At 62.9% G+C, this 16,914-nt stretch carries 14 protein-coding genes; 9 read left to right on the forward strand and 5 right to left on the reverse strand.

Translation table 11 applies throughout. From position 1 onward, the window contains the following. Positions 1-19 precede the first annotated feature (19 nt). Positions 20-1,072 carry an ornithine cyclodeaminase gene (locus tag ACK59Z_RS21655; RefSeq protein ID WP_054889557.1) on the forward strand — a complete coding sequence of 351 codons (1,053 nt, stop codon included), beginning with the start codon at positions 20-22 and terminating at the stop codon, positions 1,070-1,072. Between the two features lie 151 nt (positions 1,073-1,223). On the opposite strand, the gene ACK59Z_RS21660 is transcribed toward ACK59Z_RS21655, so the two are convergent. From ACK59Z_RS21660 to pobA, 3 genes are all read right to left on the reverse strand, one after another. Continuing rightward, entirely contained in the window at positions 1,224-2,105 is an 882-nt protein-coding gene (locus ACK59Z_RS21660) for a LysR substrate-binding domain-containing protein (RefSeq protein ID WP_010954391.1), read from the reverse strand. Between the two features lie 44 nt (positions 2,106-2,149). Next, positions 2,150-3,940 (reverse strand): gamma-glutamyltransferase, encoded by a 1,791-nt coding sequence (gene ggt / locus ACK59Z_RS21665; protein WP_409293654.1) that lies wholly within the window; start codon positions 3,938-3,940, stop codon positions 2,150-2,152. 150 nt (positions 3,941-4,090) lie between these two features. Beyond that, on the reverse strand, positions 4,091-5,278 hold the full coding sequence (gene pobA / locus ACK59Z_RS21670; protein ID WP_014753390.1) for a 4-hydroxybenzoate 3-monooxygenase: 1,188 nt from the start codon (positions 5,276-5,278) through the stop codon (positions 4,091-4,093). A 173-nt stretch (positions 5,279-5,451) separates the two neighbouring features. On the opposite strand from pobA, the gene ACK59Z_RS21675 reads away from it, so the two are divergent. From ACK59Z_RS21675 to ACK59Z_RS21685, 3 genes are all read left to right on the forward strand, one after another. Beyond that, entirely contained in the window at positions 5,452-6,330 is an 879-nt protein-coding gene (locus tag ACK59Z_RS21675; protein ID WP_108190425.1) for a helix-turn-helix domain-containing protein, read from the forward strand. Between the two features lie 75 nt (positions 6,331-6,405). Continuing rightward, positions 6,406-6,804: a MerR family DNA-binding transcriptional regulator gene (locus ACK59Z_RS21680; protein ID WP_003247847.1), complete on the forward strand. Its 399-nt coding sequence runs from the start codon at positions 6,406-6,408 to the stop codon at positions 6,802-6,804. Positions 6,805-6,823: 19 nt separating this feature from the next. Next, complete coding sequence (locus ACK59Z_RS21685; protein WP_003247838.1) at positions 6,824-7,723, forward strand: hydroxymethylglutaryl-CoA lyase; 900 nt, start codon at positions 6,824-6,826, stop codon at positions 7,721-7,723. A 532-nt stretch (positions 7,724-8,255) separates the two neighbouring features. On the opposite strand, the gene ACK59Z_RS21690 is transcribed toward ACK59Z_RS21685, so the two are convergent. Next, entirely contained in the window at positions 8,256-8,774 is a 519-nt protein-coding gene (locus tag ACK59Z_RS21690; RefSeq protein WP_003247836.1) for an MgtC/SapB family protein, read from the reverse strand. Positions 8,775-8,943: 169 nt separating this feature from the next. On the opposite strand from ACK59Z_RS21690, the gene ACK59Z_RS21695 reads away from it, so the two are divergent. The 5 genes from ACK59Z_RS21695 (at position 8,944) to ACK59Z_RS21715 (ending at position 16,015) form a co-directional block, all read left to right on the forward strand. Then, positions 8,944-9,183 carry a DUF3203 family protein gene (locus ACK59Z_RS21695; RefSeq protein ID WP_003247835.1) on the forward strand — a complete coding sequence of 80 codons (240 nt, stop codon included), beginning with the start codon at positions 8,944-8,946 and terminating at the stop codon, positions 9,181-9,183. 121 nt (positions 9,184-9,304) lie between these two features. After that, the gene (gene ccoG, locus ACK59Z_RS21700; protein ID WP_012052113.1) at positions 9,305-10,708 is read left to right on the forward strand and encodes a cytochrome c oxidase accessory protein CcoG; all 1,404 of its coding nucleotides are present in this window, start codon (positions 9,305-9,307) and stop codon (positions 10,706-10,708) included. Between the two features lie 49 nt (positions 10,709-10,757). Continuing rightward, complete coding sequence (mapR, locus tag ACK59Z_RS21705) at positions 10,758-12,167, forward strand: GntR family transcriptional regulator MpaR (RefSeq protein ID WP_054889555.1); 1,410 nt, start codon at positions 10,758-10,760, stop codon at positions 12,165-12,167. A gap of 57 nt (positions 12,168-12,224) precedes the next feature. Beyond that, positions 12,225-13,886: a PAS domain-containing protein gene (locus ACK59Z_RS21710; RefSeq protein ID WP_409293655.1), complete on the forward strand. Its 1,662-nt coding sequence runs from the start codon at positions 12,225-12,227 to the stop codon at positions 13,884-13,886. A 62-nt stretch (positions 13,887-13,948) separates the two neighbouring features. Further along, positions 13,949-16,015 (forward strand): PAS domain-containing protein, encoded by a 2,067-nt coding sequence (locus ACK59Z_RS21715; RefSeq protein WP_108190426.1) that lies wholly within the window; start codon positions 13,949-13,951, stop codon positions 16,013-16,015. Between the two features lie 9 nt (positions 16,016-16,024). On the opposite strand, the gene ACK59Z_RS21720 is transcribed toward ACK59Z_RS21715, so the two are convergent. After that, complete coding sequence (locus tag ACK59Z_RS21720; RefSeq protein WP_088512710.1) at positions 16,025-16,771, reverse strand: SDR family oxidoreductase; 747 nt, start codon at positions 16,769-16,771, stop codon at positions 16,025-16,027. Positions 16,772-16,914: the final 143 nt, after the last annotated feature.

Raw genomic sequence — 16,914 nt, forward strand, 5'->3', positions numbered from 1 at the left:
AATAACAAGGTGCAAGAGCATGACGTATTTCATTGATGTTCCAACCATGTCGGACTTGGTGCATGACATTGGCGTAGCGCCGTTTATTGGCGAGCTTGCCGCTGCCCTGCGGGACGATTTCAAACGCTGGCAGGCGTTTGACAAGTCCGCGCGCGTTGCCAGCCACTCGGAAGTGGGCGTGATCGAACTGATGCCGGTCGCCGACAAAAGCCGCTATGCCTTCAAATACGTCAACGGCCACCCGGCCAATACTGCACGCAACCTGCATACGGTGATGGCCTTCGGTGTGCTGGCCGATGTCGACTCCGGTTACCCGGTGCTGCTGTCCGAACTGACCATCGCCACCGCCCTGCGCACCGCAGCGACTTCGCTGATGGCAGCCCAGGCACTGGCCCGCCCGAACGCGCGCAAGATGGCGCTGATCGGCAACGGCGCGCAAAGCGAATTCCAGGCCCTGGCCTTCCACAAGCACCTGGGCATCGAAGAAATCGTCGCCTACGACACCGACCCGCTGGCCACCGCCAAGCTTATCGCCAACCTCAAGGAATACAGCGGCTTGACCATCCGCCGAGCCAGTTCGGTCGCCGAGGCGGTGAAAGGCGTGGACATCATCACCACGGTGACGGCCGACAAGGCCTACGCCACCATCATTACCCCCGACATGCTGGAGCCCGGTATGCACCTGAACGCCGTGGGCGGTGACTGCCCAGGCAAAACCGAGCTGCACGCCGATGTGCTGCGCAACGCACGGGTGTTCGTCGAGTACGAGCCACAAACCCGTATCGAAGGTGAGATCCAGCAGTTGCCGGCGGACTTTCCGGTGGTCGACCTGTGGCGCGTGCTACGCGGTGAAACCGAGGGCCGCCAAAGCGACAGCCAGGTCACTGTGTTCGATTCGGTGGGCTTCGCCCTCGAAGACTACACCGTACTACGGTACGTACTACAGCAAGCCGAAAAGCGCGGGATGGGTGCCAAGATCGACCTGGTGCCGTGGGTTGAGGACGATCCGAAAGACCTGTTCAGCCACACCCGAGGCCGCGCTGGCAAAAGCCGCATCCGACGGGTTGCCTGACATTGAATCGGTTTAGTCGAACGTGTGGGAGCAGGCATGCCCGCTAAGCAGGCTGCAGGTGCATGGCACGGGCTTAGCCCGTGCTCGCCGGAAAAGCCCACAGTGATCGCACTGGCGTTGGGTCGTGTGCAAGCGCATTTCCCACTGACCGTCAGATCCCACCGCCCGCCAGCAACTGCGTCATCACCTCAGCCAACGCCTTGACCATCACATCCGCTGTCGGCCGGTGCACGATGACGATCTCATAGCTGTCGACCTCCGGCAGCCCTTGCCCGGCCCCCAGCACCCTGTGCTCGCCGGTGGCCGCCCTGGGTGGCAGCAGGCTGATACCCATGCCATCGGCGACCGCAGCCTGGATGCCACTGAGGCTGGAACTGGTAAAGCTGATGCGCCAGCGCCGCCCCATGCCTTCGATGGCGTTGATCATGTCCTCGCGGTACAGGCCGCGTGGCGGAAAGGTGACCAACGGGATCGGGTCCAGCTCGAAGGCGGGCGTGCGCGCACTGTCGATCCACTGCAGACGCTCTGGCCAACAGGCCACGCCCTCACGGCTGTTGCGCCGCTGCTTGAGCAGCACCAGGTCAAGTTCGCCATTGTCGTAGGCCTGGCTCAGGTCACGGCACAAGCCGCTGGTCACTTCGAGCTTCACCTGTGGGTGCAGCCGGCTGAATGCCGACAACGCATTGGTGGTACGCCCGCCAACGAAGTCCTCGGGCACGCCAAGCCGTACCGTGGTGCCCACCATCGCCCCGGCCAGGGCTTCAAGCATCTGATCGTTCAGGGCCAGCATGTGCCGGGCATAGCCGAGCAAAGTCTGCCCGGCATCGGTCGGCAGCACGTCACGGTTGCCCCGCACCAGCAGGCGGTGGCCGACCATGTCTTCCAGGCGGCGCACTTTCTGGCTGATCGTCGACTGGGTCGAATGCAGCCGCGCGGCAGCGGTGGTGAAGCTGCCGCAGTCTGCCACCACGACAATGGCGCGCAGCAGGTCGAGGTCGAACAGAGCCCTATTCGATTTCACGCTGATAGACATCTAGATATTCAACTACTGAATGGCAAGTCTGCGTTCTATCACGGCTAGTCACCGAGGGCCACTCCTTCCCGCCGGGGATCGGCACCGCCTGACCAACCCTCGCCGCTGCGCTGGATGATCTGCATGCCGCTGGTCATGGTCATCGGTGTCACCTCATGGCCCCAGGCTGCCAACTGGCGGATCAGCGCCGGGCTGCTCAGCCCTGCTTCCACTTCGGTGCCGGCATTGCGGCTGCCGAAATTGGGCAGGCCGGCGGCCTGCTGCGGGTCGAGCTGCCAATCCAGCAGGCCGACCAGTGCCTTGTTCACGTAACCGATGATCTGCGAACCACCCGGCGAACCGAGGCTCGCGACAAACTCGCCCGTGGCACGCGAGAACACCAATGTCGGCGCCATGGCCGACAGCGGCCGTTTGCCCGGCTGCACCCGATTGGCCACAGGCTTGCCGTGCTCGTGGGGGATGAACGAGAAGTCGGTCAGCTGATTGTTGAGCAGGAAGCCCTTGACCATCAGGTGCGAGCCAAATGCGGCCTCCACCGAGGTGGTCATGGCCAGGGCCTGGCCGCTGTCATCCACCGCACTGAGGTGAGAGGTGGAGATGCGCAGTGGCGAGCGGTCGGGCGCAAGTGCCAGGTCCGCTCCTTGCGGCTGGCCCGGACGGGCGCGCTTCATGCTGCGCTCGCCGATCAGCGCCGCGCGGCTGGCCAGATAAGCAGAATCGGTCAGGGCCTTGACCGGGACGGGCACGTAGTCGTTGTCGGCCAGGTACTGAGCGCGGTCGGCGTAGGCCAGGCGCTCGGCCTCGGCGATCAGGTGCACGGCCAAGGGCGGGGCCTCCAGGCGGGCCGGGGACGAGGTGGCCAGCGGTCGCAGCGCTGCCAGGTCGCGTTGCGGCGCGGTGCGCTGCACGGCTTCGAGCAGGCCCAAGGTCTGCAGCACGGTCACCCCACCCGAGGAGGGTGGCGGCATGCCGCATATTTGCCAGGCCTTGTAGGGACCGCACAACGGCTCGCGCTCCTTGGCCTGGTACTGCTGCAAGTCCTGCAGCGACAGATACCCGGCATTGGCATGGCCACGCACCGTGGCGACGATGGCTTCGGCAATTTCACCGCTGTAGAACACCTCGGGCCCCTGTGCGGCGATCTGCTCCAAGGTATGGGCCAACTCAGGGTTGCGCAGGATCGTACCCACGGCCAACGGCCTACCCTGCTCATCCAGGAAGTAACGGGCCATTGCGGGTGAACGGGCAATGTAGGGGTCCCCGGCCAGTAGCGTGTGCAGGCGCTCGGAAACCGCGAAGCCGTTGCGTGCCAAGGCGATGGCCGGGGCGAACAGGTCGTGCCAGGGCAACTTGCCGTGCTGCTCGTGGGCCTGTTTCAGGGCACGCAGCACCCCGGGCACGCCCACCGAACGCCCACCGATCTGCGCCACCCGGAACGGCATGGGTGTGCCATCGGCTTGCAGGAACAGTTTTTCCGTCACCGCCGCAGGTGCTGCCTCACGCCCGTCGAATGCCTGCACGCGCTTGCCATCCCAGTACAGGATGAACGCCCCGCCACCGATCCCACTGGACTGCGGCTCGACCAGTGTCAGCACCAATTGCATGGCGATGGCGGCGTCAATCGCACTGCCGCCGGCACGCAACATCGCCCGCCCCGCGTCACTGGCCAGCGGGTTGGCTGCGGCAACCATGTGCCGGCTGGCGTGCACCGGCTGCAAACCGCTGCGGTAGCCGGAGGCCAGTTCCGGTGGCGTGGGCAATACCTGGTCGGCGCCGGCCCAGTTACTGGCAACCAGCAGGCACAGAGCGCCGATCAGCGGGGTGGGATATTTCATCGTCATGCATCCTGCCATCACCTATTCAGCGAAGCACTGTCGGTCATACGCAGTCTCGACTTCAAGCCTTGGTGTAATTACCGGCAAGCCATTCGCTGACCAATGCAGCCCTTGCTCCCTGCATGAGTGCCAGGTTTGCGCAATGACGGATCAGGTCACTTCTTCGAACGGCAGCCCCACATAGTTCTCGGCAATGTTCACCAGCCCCGCCGGCGAGGTCAGGAAGTACTCGCGGTCAGCTTCCTGCATCTTCTGGTCCCAAGCGTCCTTGTGGCTACCGAAGTCATGCAGCAGTTGGGTCATGAACCAGCTGAAGCGCTCGCCCTTCCACACGCGGCGCAGGGCCAGCGGCGAGTATTGCGCAAGCAGGTCGACGCGCCCTTCGTGGTACACCTTGACCAGAATGCGGTACAGGTAGTTGACGTCCGAGGCCGCCAGGTTAAGGCCTTTGGCACCCGTAGGGGGGACGATGTGCGCCGCGTCACCCACCAGGAACAGGTGACCATACTGCATGGGTTCGACCACCAGGCTACGCAGTGGCGCAATACTTTTTTCCAACGCGGGGCCTGTGACCAGGTCCGCCGCCACCTCGGCGGGCAAACGGGCTTTCAGTTCGTCCCAGAAACGCTCGTCAGACCACTCCTCGACCCGATCCTGCAAAGGTACCTGCAGGTAGTAGCGGCTGCGTGTTTGCGAGCGTTGGCTACACAACGCGAAACCGCGCGCATGGTGGGCGTAGATCAGCTCGTGATTGACCGGCGGTGTGTCCGACAGCAGGCCCAGCCAGCCAAACGGGTAAACCCGTTCATACTGCTTCAGCACGCCCTCCGGGATGCTCTGCCGCGAGATGCCGTGGAAGCCGTCGCAGCCGGCGATATAGTCGCAGTCAACCCGCTGCACCCGGCCATCCTTTTCGAACGTCAGGTAGGGCTTCTCGCCTTTCAATTCATGCGGCTGAACGTTGGCGGCAGAATAGATGATCGGCGCACCACTGGCTTCACGGGCCTGCATCAGGTCACGGGTGACCTCGGTCTGGCCGTAGACCATCACCGTCTTGCCACCGGTCAGCGCCTTGAGGTCCAAGCGTTGACGGCGCCCGCCAACCAACAGCTCGACCCCCTCGTGCACCAGGCCTTCACGGTCCATGCGCTCGGCCACGCCGGCCTCGCGCAGCAGGTCGACCGTGCCTTGCTCCAGCACCCCGGCGCGGATGCGGCCGAGTACGTACTCGGCGGTCTGGCGTTCGACGATGATGTTATCGATACCGGCCTTGTGCAGCAGCTGGCCCAGCAGCAGGCCAGACGGACCTGCTCCAATAATTGCAACCTGAGTTTTCATTGTTGTTGTCTCTGTTCGGACGATACCGGCCCGGGACTGGCAGCGGGGCGGCATCTGCTGTTAGGGTTTGCCATTGCATTTTTACTGGCAGAAAACGCCGTTTAAGTGTGCTATTCCATAAAAAACCTGCACTTTTACGAAAAGCGTTCGATTAACGGACAGGCCAATCCCAGATGAAATCCACCCTCCCCGGCGTCCCGTTGTTCAAGCTGTATGGCGAAAATCAGGCCTGGCCCGGTACCGACCTGCTGCACTGCGAGTCGATCCCGGCACGCAGCCGGCTGCATCACTGGGAGATCAAGCCGCACCAGCATGCCGAGCTGTTCCAGCTGCTGTATGTACAGCGTGGCCAGGCCCAGGTGGAGATCGAGGGCGTGCGCAGTGCCATCGGCGAAGCGGCGATCCAGGTCGTACCACCGATGACCGTGCATGGTTTTCGCTTCAGCGCCGATATCCAGGGCTATGTCCTGACCTTTGGTACTGCCCTTGTAGCGAACCTGGAACAGCGCCTGGGCGCGCCACTGACGGTGCTGGCACAACCTGCTTGTTATCCGTTGGGCCATGACCGCGTGCACCTGCGCAGCCTGGTCGACACCTTGCAGCGGGAGTACCAAGGCAATGCCCCGGCACGCGCCGCGATGCTGGAAGCGTTGGTGACCGCGCTGATGGTGTGGATCAGCCGCCGTCAGCAGCAAGGGCAGGCACCGCGTAACCGTGATGAACGTGACCGCCTGTTGCTGGGGCAATACTTGCGCTTGGTCGAAGCGCATTACCGCGAGCATCTGACGGTTGAAGACTTTGCCGCGCGGCTGAATATTCCGAGTTTGCAACTGAACCAGCTGTGCCGGGCACTGAGCGGTCAGACTGCATTGCAGGTGGTGCACCAGCGGTTGTTGCTGGAGGCGCGACGCAACCTTATTTACACGCGGATGAGCATTGGGCAGTTGTCGGATAGCCTGGGGTTTACCGACCCAACCTACTTCGCCCGGTGGTTCAAGCGCTTGAGTGGGCAAACGCCCAATGCGTATCGCAGATCAGGGTTGTCGGAATAATCCTTGGCGGCCTCTTCTTGACGTATACGTCAACCTGCCCTCAGGATATCCGCATACCCCACGCCGAGCCCGAGCATGAGCACTCAGACCTACAGCATCTCCGACCTGTCCCGCGAACTGGACATCACCACCCGCGCTATCCGCTTCTACGAAGAACAGGGCCTGCTCAGCCCTGAGCGTCGTGGCCTGGAACGTATCTACTCACCGCGCGACAAGGTCAGCCTGAAGCTCATCCTGCGCGGCAAGCGCATTGGCTTTTCCCTGGCCGAGTGCCGCGAGTTGATCGAACTGTACGACCCCACCAGCGGCAACCTCAAACAGCTCAACAGCATGCTGGCGAAGATTGCCGAGCGCCGCGCCCAGCTGGAGCAGCAGATGCTGGACATTCACCAGATGCAACTGGAACTGGACACCGCCCAGGAGCGCTGCGAACAAGCCCTGGCCGCCACCCTGAACAACAAAGACAACCGCTGAACGCCACAGGAAACCCGCCATGTCCTTGCCCAAACACGTCCGCCTGGTCGAAGTCGGCCCCCGCGACGGCCTGCAGAACGAAGCCCAGCCCATCAGCGTCGCCGACAAGGTACGCCTGGTCAACGACCTCACCGAAGCGGGCCTGGCCTATATAGAAGTGGGCAGTTTCGTGTCCCCCAAGTGGGTGCCACAGATGGCCGGCTCTGCCGAGGTATTCGCCGGCATCCAGCAGCGCCCCGGTGTGACGTATGCCGCACTGGCGCCGAACCTGCGCGGTTTCGAGGACGCCCTGGCTGCCGGGGTCAAGGAAGTAGCGGTGTTCGCTGCCGCCTCCGAAGCGTTCTCGCAACGCAACATCAATTGTTCGATCAGCGAAAGCCTCAAGCGCTTCGAACCCATCATGGACGCTGCGCGCAGCCACGGCGTGCGCGTGCGCGGGTATGTGTCATGTGTGCTTGGCTGCCCTTACGAGGGCAAGGTCAGCGCCGAGCAGGTGGCCCCGGTGGCCCGCGCCCTGCACGACATGGGCTGCTACGAGGTCTCGCTGGGTGACACCATTGGCACCGGCACCGCAGGCGACACCCGACGCCTGTTCGAGGTGGTGTCGGCCCAGGTACCGCGCGAGCAGTTGGCCGGACACTTCCATGACACTTACGGCCAGGCCTTGGCCAACGTCTATGCCAGCCTGCTCGAGGGCATCAGCGTATTCGACAGCTCGGTAGCCGGGCTGGGCGGCTGCCCTTACGCCAAGGGTGCTACCGGCAATATCGCCAGTGAAGACGTTGTGTACCTGCTGCAGGGGCTTGGCATTGAAACCGGCATCGACCTGGGCCGGCTGATAGCCGCCGGCCAGCGCATCAGCGGCGTGCTGGGCCGCGACAACGGGTCGCGGGTAGCACGGGCGTGCAGCGCACAATAGGTCACACCGGTGTCACATTGGTGTGGGTGAAGTGTTACCTCCCGCACATTTCACAGCAAAAAATCGGGTAACAGGGAAACAAATCGGCAGAATTTCAGGCTGGGCGGTGTCGACCAAAATTCTTAAATCATTGATTTTAAAGGGTTTTTAGAAGTTGGCACGCACCCTGCTATATCTCTGGTACAAGAACAAAAAAAACGCGATACCCAATAAAAACAACAGGTAACGGCTCTGACATAACAAGAACAACACGGCAGAGGCGTAGCAAGCAGATTTTTTTGGAGTCGACACGCTTTTCAGGGGTTCGCCCCGCGGTCTGGCACAGAACAATAAAACTACCTCAAGGTAGCGGCAGCCAGGTTCGGATCAGCAATGATGAAAGCAGGTCAGCGCTCAAAAAAATACGTTTGCTCTTGACCCCGCATGGGGGTCGCCCGCAACACCAGGACAAGCCGACAAAAACAACAAAAGGCCGGTCCCAATAATAAAAAAAGAGCAGGCAACAACGCTTTGAGGGGAGCTTCGGCTCCCCTCAGTGCTTCCTGCCCTCTTCCTCCTTCTGCTTCTCCTCATCTTGTCCTTCGACCTTCTCCACCAGCAACGGCATCGTGCCCAGTACCAGCAGGGCCAGTACCGTGCTGATCAGCGCCGTGGCTTCGCGCCCCATGCCAGCCGCCGTGCCAATGGCAGCCGTCATCCATAGCCCGGCAGCGGTCGTCAGGCCCTTCACATGGCTGGTGTCCTGGCCGTTACCCTTCAGAATGGTACCCGCACCGAGAAAACCGATACCGGCAACGATGCCCTGGATCACCCGACTGAGTGCCTGTTCATCGGCCCCCGCCATACTGGGCGCCAGCACGAACAGGGCGGCCCCCAGCGACACCAGCATGTGGGTACGCACCCCGGCAGACTTGCCCTTGTGTTCGCGCTCGAAGCCCAGTACTGCGCCGAGCACAGCAGCCATCAGCAAGCGCACAAGGATTTGCGTGACCTCGCGCTCATCGGTGACATCGGCGAATTCCGCCTGGATTGCTTGCCAGATGACGTCCATCGCAGTTGTGTCCCCTGCTTGAGCTTCATGAATCCGCCCGCCACGTCAGCAGGCCTGCCCTCTGCAAGGTTGACCGTCACACGTACTGCAAAGTGCCGCTCAGCTTGCTGATGCAGCAACTGGCCCCTGACCGCGGTCCACCCTGTAATCACCCCGGGAGGACCCCACCATGCCCATTGAAATCGACGAAACCACCCGCCGCTGCACACTGATCGGCGAAGGCCTGCGCATCGAGGGCGAAGGCCCGGATATCGAGATCATCACCGACGAACAGTTGCGTATGTCGGTGGCCATACTGGCCGGCCAACGCGTGCCCATTACCGAAACCGAGGCCGATGCACTGACCGTGGCGGGTGCGGTGGATAGCCGCAGGCATCTGAAGGCCAGCGCGCCAGGCTCGGTGATATGAGGCTTGGCGGGGCCATGCGGCAAATCTGATATGGTTTTTATCGTAAAATCTGAACCTGTGCTGATAACAGCTTCAGCGCCATAGTGCTCATGCCTGATCGAGGCCTGATGAGCACCGAACCATGAACGATAGAATCCCTTTTACAGAGATCGCCACCGCCCCAGCCAGCATCCAAGCGCGACGCACCGACAGCGGCATCCAGACCCGCAGCTTTACCGGGCTTTACCGTAACCTGCGCATCGGCTTTGCCGGCGCCCTGTTCGTGCTGTTCTTCGGCACGGCCTGGCTGAACTGGAACGGCCGCCAGGCCGTACTGTGGGACCTGGGAAACAGCAAGTTCCACATCTTCGGCGCCACCTTCTGGCCACAGGACTTCATCCTGCTGTCGGCGCTGCTGATCATCTGTGCCTTTGGCCTGTTCGCCATCACCGTCTACGCCGGGCGCGTCTGGTGCGGTTACAGTTGCCCACAAAGCACCTGGACCTGGCTATTCATGTGGTGCGAAAAGGTTACCGAGGGGGACCGCAACCAGCGCATCAAGCTGGCCGCGGCGCCCTGGAGCCTGAACAAACTGGCCCGTCGCACGCTCAAACACAGCCTGTGGTTGGCCATTGGCGTGCTCACGGGGCTGACCTTCGTCGGCTACTTCACCCCGATCCGGCCACTGGCCGCAGAATTGCTCACCTTGCAACTGGGCGGTGTGGCACTGTTCTGGGTGCTGTTCTTCACGGCCGCTACCTACATCAATGCCGGCCTGCTGCGTGAAGCGGTGTGCCTGCACATGTGCCCGTATGCGCGCTTCCAGAGCGTGATGTTCGACAAGGACACCCTGGCGGTCGCTTACGACCCGCGTCGTGGCGAAGCCCGTGGTCCGCGCAAGAAAGGCAGTGATGTCGGTGCCCAGGGACTGGGCGACTGCATCGATTGCACCCTGTGCGTGCAGGTGTGCCCCACCGGCATCGACATCCGTGATGGCTTGCAAATGGCTTGCATCGGCTGTGCCGCGTGCATCGACGCCTGTGATGGGGTAATGGACAAGATGGGTTACGCCCGCGGCCTGATTGGCTACAAGTCCGAGCACAGCCTGCAAGGCGGTACCACGCACTGGCTGCGCCCGCGCCTGTTGGGCTACGCTGCCGCACTGCTGGTCATGATCGGGGCACTGGTGGTGGCCCTGCAGATGCGCCCGATGGTATCGCTGGATGTGATCAAGGACCGCGGCCTGTTCCGTGAAAACGCCCAAGGCCAGATCGAGAACATTTACCTGCTCAAGGTCATCAACAAGACCGAACGTACCCAGCACTATCAATTGCGCCTGCTGGACGCTGACGGTTTCACCCTGCAGGGCAGTAGCGCACTGGTCATCCCTGCTGGCGAAATGAGCGAACTGCCGGTGTCGGTGGCGATGCTCGCCGAGCGCCCGACCAGCAGCTCGCAGACGCTGAGCTTTGAAATCAGCGAGCGTGACGACCCCGCTATCCGCAGCGTGGCGCACAGTCGCTTCGTCGCCCCCATGAACCGCTGATCCCTTACACTCACCCCACCTTGCCTGCCAGGCTGGACAGAAGGCCAGAATGAAACGCTACGAACGCTTCGCCGATGACATTGCCGAACTGATCCGCTCCGGGGTGCTGGGCCCCGGCCAGCGCGTGCCGTCCGTACGCTACGCCAGCCAGACCCACGGGGTCAGCCCGTCTACCGTGTTCCAGGCCTATTACCTGCTGGAACGCCGCGGGCTGATCCGCGCCCGGCCGCGCTCCGGGTATTTCGTCAACGCCCACGTGCCGCGTCAGTTCTGCGAGCCGCAAGCGCTGCAGCCGGTGAGCGAGTCTACCGATGTCGACGTCAGCGCCTTGGTATTTTCGATCCTCGACTCGATCAAGGACCCCAACACCATTGCCTTCGGCTCAGCCTTTCCCAGCCCTGAGCTGTTCCCGCTGCAACGCCTGTCGCGCTCACTGGCCAGTGCCAGCCGCAGCATGGACCCGCGCATGGTGGTGACCGATCTGTCCCCCGGCAACCCGCAGCTGCGCCGGCAGATCGCCCTGCGCTACATGGTCGGTGGGCTGATGCTGCCGATGGAAGAGCTGCTGATCACCAACGGCGCACTGGAGGCCCTGAACCTGTGCCTGCAGGCCGTGACCCAGCCGGGCGACCTGGTCGCCATCGAGGCCCCGGCCTTCTATGCCTGCCTGCAGGTGCTGGAGCGGCTCAAGCTCAAGGCTGTGGAAATCCCCGTGCACCCGCGCGAGGGCATGGACCTGGGGGTGCTGGCGCAGACCCTGGAAAAGCACCCGGTAAAGGCCGTGTGGTGCATGACCAATTTCCAGAACCCGGTGGGTGCAAGCATGCCGGAGGCCAAGAAACAGGCGCTGGTGGAGTTGCTGGCGCGCCATCAGGTGCCGTTGATCGAAGACGACGTGTACGCCGAGCTGTACTACTCGCAACAGGCGCCCAAACCCGCCAAGGCCTTCGACACTCAGGGCCTGGTCATGCACTGCGGCTCGTTCGCCAAAAGCCTGGCACCGGGCTATCGCATTGGCTGGGTGGCCGCCGGGCGCTTTGCGCAGAAGATCGAGCGGTTGAAACTGATGACCTCCCTGTGTGCCTCCATGCCGGCCCAGGCGGCCATCGCCGACTACCTGCAACACGGCGGCTACGACCGCCACCTGCGCAAGCTGCGCTACGCGCTGGAGGGCCAGCAGGCCAACATGCTGGCAGCCATCGCCCGCCACTTCCCGGCGCAGACACGGGTCAGCCAGCCCTCCGGCGGCTACTTCCTGTGGCTGGAACTGCCCGAGCAGATGGACGCCCTCAAGCTGTTCCACATGGCCCTGGCCCAAGGCATCAGCATCGCCCCTGGGCCGATCTTTTCGCCCACCCGACGCTTTGGCAATTGCATCCGCCTGAACTACGGCAGCCCTTGGCATGACGGCGCCGAACAGGCCATGGAAACCCTCGGGCGGATCATTCGCTCGTTCTGATAGCGAGGGGCCCGAGGGGCGACTATAGTTGCTCGATCCGACCATCAGGCCTTCGTCATGCAGCCAGATCCGCTTGCGTCCTTTGCCCAGTTGCAAGCGCGTGTCGCAGAACTGGAAGCACGCCTGGCAGAGCGCGAAGACAGCGTCCAGGCGCATGACAGGCTGCTTGGAGAACTGCTCGACAACAGCCCGGCCAACGTGTTTGCTGCCGACCGCAGGATGCGCCTGTTGGCCATCAATCGCACGGCGCGCGAAACCTTCGAACGTTACCGAGGCTTCGTGCCGCAGATTGGCGACTACGTACCCCAGTTCCTGACCGATCAACCCGACATCATGGGCCGCCTGGCCCCGATATGGCCGCGCATACTGGCAGGGGAAGCGTTCATCGACACCGTCACCTTCGGGCTGGACGACGCACCACGCCACTACGAAATTCGCTACCACCCGTGGCTCGATGCTCAGCAGCGAATTCAGGGCGGCTACCTGTTCGCCTATGACATCACGCAGCGCGTGACCGAACAGGAACGCCTGCAGCAGGCCGAAGAAGCACTGCGCCAGGCGCAGAAGATGGAGGCGGTCGGCCAGTTGACCGGCGGGATTGCCCATGACTTCAACAACCTGCTGGCCAGCATCCTTGGCGCCCTGGAACTGGCCGGGCAACGTCTGGTGCAGCAACGCCTGGCGGACACCGCGCAGCTGCTTGAACTCAGCCGGCACAACGCCCAACGCGCCGCAGCCTTGGTGCAGCGCTTGCTGGCATTCTCACGGCAGCAGACGCTGGTCCCGCAACGGGTCGATGTGCAGCAACTGGTGGCCGGTATGCACGACCTGATCAGCAGCTCCACCGGCCCCTATGTCGACTACCACGACCAGACACATGCCGGACTATGGCCTATCCGAATAGACGCCCAGCAACTGGAAAACGCGCTGCTCAACCTGTGCATCAACGCCCGTGACGCCATGCCGCTTGGCGGCACCTTGAGCATCGGTTGCGCCAATGTCGAAGTGCAAGGCGCCGAAGCCAGACAGCGGGGCCTGGCCACTGGTCAGTTTCTGCGTATCCGCGTTGAAGACACCGGCATGGGCATGTCCAAAGCAGTGATGCAGCGCGCCCTAGAGCCCTTCTTCACCACCAAGCCGCTCGGCCAGGGCACTGGCCTTGGGCTGTCGATGGTCTACGGCTTTGTGCGGCAATCCGGTGGCCAGCTGGTCATCGATAGCACGCCTGGCCAGGGTACGGCCATCAACCTGTATCTCCCCTGCGATGAAAGCATCGCCGCCGCTTCACCCAACCCCCACGTCGAGGGGCCTGCGCCTGCGGCCTCGCTTCAGCAGCGCGCGTGCAGGGTGATGCTGGTGGAAGACGAGCCGGCCCTGCGCCTGGTCATGCTGGAGGTATTGATAGATCAGGGCCATGAAGTTCAGGCATTCGAAGATGGCCGGCAGGCATACAAGGCCTTGCGGGAAGCCCCTGCACCGGACTTGCTGATCACCGATGTCGGCCTGCCTGGGGGTATCGATGGCTACCAACTCGCGGACGCCTGTCGAAGTATTGCCCCCCATGCAGCGGTGCTGCTGATCACAGGCTATGACCTTGCGCACAGTACGGCAAAAGTGCGGCCCGACCGGCGCACCGAACTGCTGGCCAAGCCATTCGATCTTCAAGCACTTGCCCAGGCGCTTGAACGGCTGCTGGGGAGCACCGCCCAGTCACCCTGAGTGGCTATTCGCCTGCAGGTGAACACGTTAAAGTCAGGACTTTTCATTGGCCGGACGCAGGCATGCCTTCTCGTGATCTGAACTCACTGCGCCAACAAGTCGAAGACCTCCAGCGACAGAACACACTGCTGGAGCAACGGCTTGCAAGCCACCAGGCGCACGACCAGGACTTCTATCGCTCACTGTTCGACACCATGGACGAAGGCTTCTGCATCATCGAGTTCTTCGATGGCCCCCATGGCCCCCTGAGTGACTACGTGCACGTGCTGGCCAACGCAGCCTATGCCAAACACGCCGGCATCCCCAACGTGGTCGGGCAAAAACTGCGCGAGATGGTGCCCGATGAGGCGGATGACTGGGTGGCCCGCTATGGCGCGGTGCTTCGCACCGGCGAACCGCTGCACTTCGAGCAGGAACTGATTGCCACGGGCCACGTGCTGTCGGTGACCACTTTTCGCATAGAACCTGCCGAGAAACGCCAGGTAGCGGTACTGTTCAAGGATGTCACCGAGCGCCGGCGTGCAGAGCAGGCCCTGCAGCGCCTGAACGAAGAGCTCGAACATCGGGTGAATGCCGCACTGGCGGAGCGACGCTTGTTTGCCGAGCTGGTCGATCACAGTGTGGTCAATGTGCATGTGATCGACAAGGACCTGCGCTGGCTGGCTGTCAATCGCCAGGCCAGGCATGACTTCCACCTGCTGTACGGGAGGACACCCGAAATCGGCGAATACCTGCCCGGGTTGTTCGAGGATGGCACCGCCGGCCAGACGCCTGTTCTGCCGATGTGGCAGCGCGCCCTGGCAGGCGAGCAGTTCATCGAGATCGGCACCTTCGGCAAGCCCCCCGCGCTGCGCCATTATGAGTTGCGCTTCAACGCCTTGCGCGACCCAGAAGGCGAGGTACATGGCGCGTTTCTGTTCGCCTATGACATCAGTGAGCGAGTACAGGAGCAGGAACGCTTGGCCAAGGCCGAAGCGGCGCTGCGCCAGGCACAGAAGATGGAAGCCGTAGGCCAGCTCAGTGGCGGCATAGCCCACGACTTCAACAACTTGCTGGGCGGCATCCTGGGCGCCCAGGAGCTGATGCGGCAACGCCTTGAGCAGTCACGCTTCGACGCCCTGGCACCCTTGCTGGAGCTGTCCAGCAGCGCGGCGCAGCGGGCCTCTTCGCTGGTGCACCGGCTGCTGGCATTCTCCCGACAGCAGACCCTGCAACCCTGCTCCACGCAAGTGGCCACCTTGGTGGCCGGCATGGAAGACCTGCTGCGCCGCACCATCGGCCCGGCGATTACCCTGAGCAGCCGCTTTGCCAGCCAGCTGTGGCCGACCTTCATCGACCCTCCCCAACTGGAAAGCGCCTTGCTCAACTTATGCATCAACGCGCGCGATGCCATGCCTGCCGGTGGTGTGATCGAGATCATTGGCGACAACCTGCAGCTTGACGACGAGCAGGCCGTGGCACTGGAACTGCCGGCCAGCGAGTTCGTGCGGCTGAGCATCGCCGACAACGGTAGCGGCATGTCGGCTGAAGTTGTCGAGCGCGCAGTCGAGCCGTTCTTCACCACCAAGCCGATGGGCCAGGGCACCGGCCTGGGTTTGTCCATGACCTATGGCTTCGTGCGCCAGTCGGGTGGGCAATTACGGGTGCTGTCGGTGCCTGGCGAGGGTACCCGCATCGAGCTGCTGTTACCCCGCCACCACGAGCAAGCCCAGGCGCCAATCAGCAAACCTCCGCGCGCGCTCTTGCAAAGAAGCAGCGAGACTGCAAAACGCATTCTGTTGGTTGAAGATCAGACGGCCTTGCGCCTGGTGATTGGCGAAGTGTTGGAAGAGCTGGGCTATCGGGTGGACGCCTTCGAGAACGGTCCGTCTGCCCTCACCCACCTGCAAAGCGGCGAACGGCCAGACTTGCTGCTGAGCGATGTCGGCCTGCCTGGCGGCCTGAATGGCCGCCAGGTAGCCGAACGCTGCCGTGAGCGCTACCCGGACCTCAAGGTGCTGTTGATCACCGGTTACGATGAGAGCGCGGCGCTCAGCGACGGCCAACTGCTGCAAGGTACGTTGGTGTTGACCAAGCCGTTCGAACTGGAAGCACTGGCAGAGCGGGTTCGCGAGCTGCTCGAACCTTGACGGGCGCGCTCAGCGCCCGCCGCCCAGGTCGATGAAGCTGCCGGTGGCATAGGAGGCTTTGTCCGAGAGCAACCAGAGGATGGCCTCGGCCACTTCCTCAGGATGCCCTCCTCGGCCCATGGGCAAGCCAGGTTCAAGCTTGCTGACGCGATCCGGGTCACCCGAAAGCGCATGGAAACCGGTATGGATATAGCCCGGTCGTACGCCATTGACGCGCACGCCCTCGCCTGCCACTTCTTTGGCCAGGCCGATGGTGAAGGTGTCGAGCGCGCCCTTGGAGGCGGCATAGTCGACATATTCGTTGGGCGAACCCAGGCGTGCGGCGACCGATGATACGTTGACGATGGCCCCGCCTTGCCCGCCATGCCGGCGCGCCATGCGCAGCAGGGCGTGCTTGGCGCAGAGCATGGGGCCGACGACGTTGGTCTTCATGACGTTCAGCAGACGGAACTCGGACATGTCCTCGACCCTGCTCTGCTGGCCGATGGTGCCGGCGTTGTTGACCAGTGCGGTGACCGGGCCGAGCTCGTCGTCGACGCGCAGGAACAGCTGGATGATTTCATCTTCGACGCTGACGTCGGCGCGCACCGCGATGGCCTCGGCGCCCAGGGCGCGGACCTGGCTGAGGATGGCTTCGGCGGCCTGGTCATCGGCGTGATAGTTGATGCAGATGCGGTAGCCCTGGCGGGCGGCCAGCAGCGCAGTGGCGGCGCCGATACCGCGGCTGCCGCCGGTGATGACAATGACGTTCTCCATGGGTTTGCCAATGGTTTGGGGAAGGGAGCATCGACAATAGGCGAAATGGCGCTGCGTTGGAATGACGAAGATCAGCACAGCCAACCCTCTGCTGTTGATGTGGCTGTTGATCTTGGCTGTTGATCTGGCTGTTGATCTGGCTT

It is taken from the genome of Pseudomonas sp. KCJK9058 (assembly GCF_046230975.1).
In the GTDB taxonomy this organism is placed as follows: domain Bacteria; phylum Pseudomonadota; class Gammaproteobacteria; order Pseudomonadales; family Pseudomonadaceae; genus Aquipseudomonas; species Aquipseudomonas alloputida.

Bases quoted from the DNA above. Each gene is read 5' to 3' on its own strand.
- ACK59Z_RS21655 (WP_054889557.1), top strand. From the start codon at position 20: ATGACGTATTTCATTGATGTTCCAACCATGTCGGACTTGGTGCATGAC.
- ACK59Z_RS21660 (WP_010954391.1), bottom strand. From the start codon at position 2,105: ATGTCTATCAGCGTGAAATCGAATAGGGCTCTGTTCGACCTCGACCTG.
- ggt (WP_409293654.1), bottom strand. From the start codon at position 3,940: ATGAAATATCCCACCCCGCTGATCGGCGCTCTGTGCCTGCTGGTTGCC.
- pobA (WP_014753390.1), bottom strand. From the start codon at position 5,278: ATGAAAACTCAGGTTGCAATTATTGGAGCAGGTCCGTCTGGCCTGCTG.
- ACK59Z_RS21675 (WP_108190425.1), top strand. From the start codon at position 5,452: ATGAAATCCACCCTCCCCGGCGTCCCGTTGTTCAAGCTGTATGGCGAA.
- ACK59Z_RS21680 (WP_003247847.1), top strand. From the start codon at position 6,406: ATGAGCACTCAGACCTACAGCATCTCCGACCTGTCCCGCGAACTGGAC.
- ACK59Z_RS21685 (WP_003247838.1), top strand. From the start codon at position 6,824: ATGTCCTTGCCCAAACACGTCCGCCTGGTCGAAGTCGGCCCCCGCGAC.
- ACK59Z_RS21690 (WP_003247836.1), bottom strand. From the start codon at position 8,774: ATGGACGTCATCTGGCAAGCAATCCAGGCGGAATTCGCCGATGTCACC.
- ACK59Z_RS21695 (WP_003247835.1), top strand. From the start codon at position 8,944: ATGCCCATTGAAATCGACGAAACCACCCGCCGCTGCACACTGATCGGC.
- ccoG (WP_012052113.1), top strand. From the start codon at position 9,305: ATGAACGATAGAATCCCTTTTACAGAGATCGCCACCGCCCCAGCCAGC.
- mapR (WP_054889555.1), top strand. From the start codon at position 10,758: ATGAAACGCTACGAACGCTTCGCCGATGACATTGCCGAACTGATCCGC.
- ACK59Z_RS21710 (WP_409293655.1), top strand. From the start codon at position 12,225: ATGCAGCCAGATCCGCTTGCGTCCTTTGCCCAGTTGCAAGCGCGTGTC.
- ACK59Z_RS21715 (WP_108190426.1), top strand. From the start codon at position 13,949: ATGCCTTCTCGTGATCTGAACTCACTGCGCCAACAAGTCGAAGACCTC.
- ACK59Z_RS21720 (WP_088512710.1), bottom strand. From the start codon at position 16,771: ATGGAGAACGTCATTGTCATCACCGGCGGCAGCCGCGGTATCGGCGCC.